The following is a 4,655-nucleotide window of genomic DNA, read 5'->3' as shown; positions in this document are numbered from 1 at the left end:
GCGCCGGGTCCACGGCTTTTCCTCGATCAAAGCCAGCTCCTCGCCATACTCGCCGAATGCGAGGCGGACGAAGCGACAGGTGGCGAACATGGGATGGTGGAAAAGCGTCAGCATGGTTCCGCGATGATAAAGCGCACTGGCGAATCGCAGGGCGCACCGGTAAGTCTTGGCCGCCCGGTTAGCGGGCCGTCAGGGTGTTGCGACCTATAGGGGGACTTCAACGCCATGACAAGCAAGCCCTTCTGTCAGCCGTCACGCCAATGCCGAGGTAGCCATGGAAAGCCAGACCATCGTCGAAGCCCTGCTGCTCGGCCTGCTGGAGGGGTTGACCGAGTTCATCCCGGTGTCGTCGACCGGCCATATTCTGCTTGCCGGTCATTTCCTCGGCTTCCATTCGACCGGCAAGGCCTTCGAGATCCTGATCCAGCTCGGCGCCATCCTGGCGATCCTCAGCGTCTATTTCCGCCGCCTGTGGAAGATGCTGCTCGAACTGCCGCATGACCGGCTGACGCGGCATTTCGCCATCGGCATCCTGATCGCCTTCCTGCCGGCGGCGATCATCGGCGCGCTGGCGCATGATTTCATCAAGACGGTGCTGTTCGAATCGCCGAGGCTGATCTGCATCATGCTGATCATCGGCGGCGTCGTGCTGCTGGCGGTGGACCGCATGAACCTCAAGCCGGTCTACCGCGATGTCGAGCGCTTCCCGACCCGGCTTTACCTGCAGATCGGGCTTTTCCAGTGCCTGTCGCTCATTCCCGGTACATCGCGTTCGGGCTCGACCATCGTCGGCGCCCTGCTTTTGGGCGTCGATAAGCGCGCTGCCGCTGAATTTTCCTTCTTCCTTGCGATCCCGACCATGGTCGGCGCCTTTGCCTTCGACCTGTTCAAGAACCGCAACGTGCTGAGCAGTGCCGACCTGCCGATCATCGCCGTCGGCTTCGTCGCCGCCTTCGTCACGGCGCTCATCGTCGTACGCTTCCTGCTCGATTATGTCTCGCGCAAAGGCTACGCGCTGTTCGGCTGGTGGCGGCTGGTGGTCGGCGGTGTCGGGTTGATGGCGCTGATGATCTGGGGGTGAGGAGTGGTCCGCGAAGCGGACGGAAAGCCAATTGCTTGGCTTTCCGAACGACGAACGGTGAAGGCCCGGTTCGCCTTCGGGCGGATCAAAAGGTCCGGTGGACCTTTTGAAGGGACTGAACGCCCGAAGGGCAGGGAGCCAGCGAAGGGCGAGCAACGCCCGTAAGTGGCCCCTCAACTCCTCCCGTAAAACGCGTTCTCGACATGCACCGGCCAGCGCCAGGGCAGCACCGCGACCATGTCGAAGCGCATCGACAGCCTGCCGTAGTCCGCTTGGCGCGACAGCCAGATGTCGGCCGCGCCTTCTATTCGACGTTCCGATTCGTGACCGATCGCCTCCATGGCTTCCATCAGCGTGCGGCGCGCCTTGACCTCGACGAACAGCACCAGATCGCCGCGCCGCGCGATCAGGTCGATCTCGCCGAAGCGTGTGCGGTGGCGGCGCGCAAGGATTCTGTAGCCCTTCATCATCAGTGCTGCCGCCGCCAGCCATTCACCGCGATGGCCGCGCCGATAGGCCTTTTGGCGGCTGACGCTTGGGCGCTCAGCCACTGTCGCTTTCTCCAGAAGTCTCCCTAAGGTCAAGCAGCCGCCGATAGAGGGCCTGTTTCTGGCCGCCGGTCATCTTCGCGGCTTCCGCGGCCGCCTTGGAGGCCGGCATTTCGACGGCAAGCGACAGAAGCAGACGGTCGATGTCTTCAGGCTCGTCGACCCTGGCCTCGGCCGGACCGACGCAGACGACGATTTCGCCCTTCGGCGTATCGGCCGCAGCATAGTGGTCGACCAGCGCCTGCAGCGTGCCGGTTCGCATCTCTTCGAAGGTCTTGGTCAATTCCCTGCCGATAGCGGCCTTGCGCTCGCCGCCGAGCGCTTCGACCATGGCAGCCAGGGAGTCAGCCAGCCGGCGCGGCGATTCAAAGAAAATCAATGTCGCCGGCACGGCCTTCAGTGCTTCCAGCCGTGTCAGCCGCTGCCCTGATTTGACCGGCAGGAAGCCGGCGAACAGGAAGGCATCGGAGGGCAGGCCGGATGCCGTCAGCGCCGCCAGCGGCGCTGACGGGCCGGGGATAGGCACGACGCGAATGCCGTGGTCGAGCGCCTCGCCGACCAGCCGGTAGCCGGGATCGGATACCAGCGGCGTGCCGGCATCGGAGATCAGCGCCACGCTCTGCCCGGCCTGAAGTGCCGATATCAGCTTCGGCCCGGCCTCGCCGGCATTGTGTTCATGATAGGCCGTGGTGCGGCGGCGAATGCCGTAGCGGTCGAGCAGCACGCGCGACACCCGCGTGTCTTCGCAGGCGACGATGTCGGCAGCGGCCAGCGTCTCCAGCGCGCGCAGCGTGATGTCGGCGAGATTGCCGATCGGCGTCGCCACCAGATAGAGCGCCGGCTCCAATGGCCGTGCCGCGATCTCGGTCTGCCCGACCACATAGCTGCGCTTGCTCGTCTCTGCGGTCACCGATGACTTCTCCATTCAGCCCTGTTTGGCACGGCTGACGCGGGCTTGCAAAAGCTGACGCCGATGTAAGGAATTCGCCTTTCCTTTGCCACAGTGGGGAACCAAACCGGCGTTGGCAGATTAGCCCCCTGATTCCGGAGGAGGACAGGATGGACAGCCTGAAGATACAGGACGCTTTCGAGCCCTACTATGCCGGCCGCAAGCGCGGTGCCGCGCCCAGGGACAAGCGCCTATCTGCCAAGACCGAGCACAGCCTGGCCAAAGAGCGAGCCGTGAGCGCTTTGCCGACCAACGTCAGGCTTTCCGACAACAAACCCGATAGCACGACGGAGCACTGACCGGACGATGCCCAATCGCTTCGATATCTTCATCACCCGTCTTGAAACAAAGAATGCCCGCAACGGCGCGCAACTAGCCTCGATAGGCGACCAGCACCGCGCCCGCCGCGATAAGAGCGACGCCAAGCCAATTCGCTCCGGACAACCGCTCGCCGAGAAAGGCCGCGCCAAACACCGCCACAAGCACGACGCTTAGCTTGTCGATCGGCGCCACCTGCGCCGCATTGCCGATCTTCAGGGCGCGAAAGTAGCAGAGCCATGACGCGCCGGTCGCCAGACCGGACAGGCCTAGGAAAGCCCAAGTCTTTGCCGAGATCGTGGCCGGCGACTGGAACTGGCCGCTGGCAAGCAGGATGGCACCGAGCACGATCAGGATGATGACCGTGCGGATGAAGGTGGCGAAATCGGAATTGATGTTCTCGATGCCAACCTTGGCGAAGATCGCCGTCAGGGCAGCGAACGCAGCTGAGAGCAATGCCCAGAATTGCCAGGAGGATACGGTCAGGTTCATGCCGGTGGCCTTTGCGGATGAGGTCTCAACCGAGATACCGTGAAACGCGTGCCTTCAGAAGTGTAATCCTAAGCTTCGGAGATTGGACGAGGCTTCCCCACCTTCGTCATCCACGGGCGGAGCAGGAGCGAAGCGACGTCGCGAAGACCCGAGGATCCATTCCGTGACTTCTGAATTTCGCTACGGTGCAGAATTTGGAAAGCTGGCGTGGAGAAGATGCGCCGGCAACGAAATCTATTGTTTGAACGGGACAAGTGGCAGAGCAGGCATGCCCATTCTGGACCGTGACGCCCCGCAGCAGCCGTCGCGGCATGGATCCTCGGGTCTGCGCGCCGCTTCGCGTCGTTCCGCCCGTGGATGACGAGGCGGGGGGAGCTTGGCGCAGGCAAAGCTACCTGCCTACCGCGCCAGATCGGCGACCACGGCGTCGAGCACGATCATGCCGGCGGCCGTGGCGCGCAGGCGCGAATTGCCGATCGGCGCCACCAGCCCCTCTCCCTGCAGCATCGACAGCCGTGCTGACGACAGGCCGCGTCCGGAGAACGTTTCGTAGCGGGAGAGGTCGATGCCTTCGGCGAGCCGCAGGCCCATCAGCAGGAATTCGTCGGCCTCTTCCGAACGCGTCAGGATTTCGCCGCCGGTGACGCCATGGCCCTTGGCTTCGACCAGATTGGCCCAGGTTTCCGGCATCCGCTCGGCGATCGTCACCGTGCGGCGGCCATTCTCGACGAAGCGGCCATGCGCGCCCGGCCCGACGCCGACATATTCGCCATAGCGCCAATAGGTGAGGTTGTGCCGGCTCTCGGCACCCGGCCTTGCGTGATTGGAAATCTCGTAAGCCGGCAAACCATGCGCCGATGTAATCTCCTGCGTCAGCGCATAGAGGTCGGCGGCGTGGTCATTGTCGGGAATGATGAATTTTTTCGCCGCATGCAGCGCGTGGAACGGCGTGCCCTCCTCGATGGTCAGCTGGTAGAGTGACAGATGGTCGGCGGCATGGCCGATCGCCTGTTCCAGCTCCGATGCCCAAGCCTCCGGCGTCTGGCCGGGCCGGGCATAGATGAGGTCGAAGGACAGCCTCGGGAATATTTCCCGCGCGAGGCCGATGGCGTGCAGGGCCTCTTCGACATTGTGCAACCGGCCGAGGAAGCGCAAATCCTTGTCATTCAGCGCCTGCACGCCGAGCGACACGCGGTTGACGCCGGCTGCCCGGTAGCCGCGAAAGCGTTCGGCCTCGACCGAGGACGGATTGGCCTCCAGCGTCACC

At 63.7% G+C, this 4,655-nt stretch carries 6 protein-coding genes and 1 pseudogene; 2 read left to right on the top strand and 5 right to left on the bottom strand.

The window, feature by feature from the left end; translation table 11 throughout:
- A pseudogene (locus EN984_RS38960) lies at positions 1 to 150 on the bottom strand (glutathione S-transferase family protein); the annotation flags it as partial.
- Between the two features lie 124 nt (positions 151 to 274).
- On the opposite strand from EN984_RS38960, the gene EN984_RS23295 reads away from it, so the two are divergent.
- Positions 275 to 1,081, top strand: a complete 807-nt coding sequence (locus EN984_RS23295; RefSeq protein WP_127269760.1) for an undecaprenyl-diphosphate phosphatase — start codon at positions 275 to 277, stop codon at positions 1,079 to 1,081.
- 173 nt (positions 1,082 to 1,254) lie between these two features.
- Here the strand turns inward: EN984_RS23295 and EN984_RS23290 are convergent, their stop codons facing one another.
- On the bottom strand, positions 1,255 to 1,632 hold the full coding sequence (locus EN984_RS23290; protein ID WP_127269758.1) for a YraN family protein: 378 nt from the start codon (positions 1,630 to 1,632) through the stop codon (positions 1,255 to 1,257).
- The gene (gene rsmI, locus EN984_RS23285) at positions 1,625 to 2,554 is read right to left on the bottom strand and encodes a 16S rRNA (cytidine(1402)-2'-O)-methyltransferase (RefSeq protein ID WP_127269756.1); all 930 of its coding nucleotides are present in this window, start codon (positions 2,552 to 2,554) and stop codon (positions 1,625 to 1,627) included. Before rsmI ends, EN984_RS23290 begins: the two co-directional genes overlap by 8 nt.
- A gap of 134 nt (positions 2,555 to 2,688) precedes the next feature.
- Here rsmI and EN984_RS23280 point away from each other — a divergent pair, with 134 nt between their 5' ends.
- Complete coding sequence (locus EN984_RS23280) at positions 2,689 to 2,877, top strand: hypothetical protein (protein WP_127269534.1); 189 nt, start codon at positions 2,689 to 2,691, stop codon at positions 2,875 to 2,877.
- Positions 2,878 to 2,950: 73 nt separating this feature from the next.
- Here the strand turns inward: EN984_RS23280 and EN984_RS23275 are convergent, their stop codons facing one another.
- Together EN984_RS23275 and hemW are read right to left on the bottom strand one after the other, a co-directional pair.
- Positions 2,951 to 3,388 carry an EamA family transporter gene (locus tag EN984_RS23275; protein WP_127269533.1) on the bottom strand — a complete coding sequence of 146 codons (438 nt, stop codon included), beginning with the start codon at positions 3,386 to 3,388 and terminating at the stop codon, positions 2,951 to 2,953.
- A 399-nt stretch (positions 3,389 to 3,787) separates the two neighbouring features.
- Positions 3,788 to 4,655, bottom strand: an 868-nt coding sequence (gene hemW, locus EN984_RS23270; protein WP_127383969.1) for a radical SAM family heme chaperone HemW, incomplete at its 5' end; no start/stop codon positions are given.

This window comes from Mesorhizobium sp. M7A.F.Ca.CA.004.12.1.1, from assembly GCF_003997835.1.
Taxonomy (GTDB): Bacteria; Pseudomonadota; Alphaproteobacteria; order Rhizobiales; family Rhizobiaceae; genus Mesorhizobium.
This window is presented reverse-complemented; position numbering and strand designations above follow the sequence as displayed.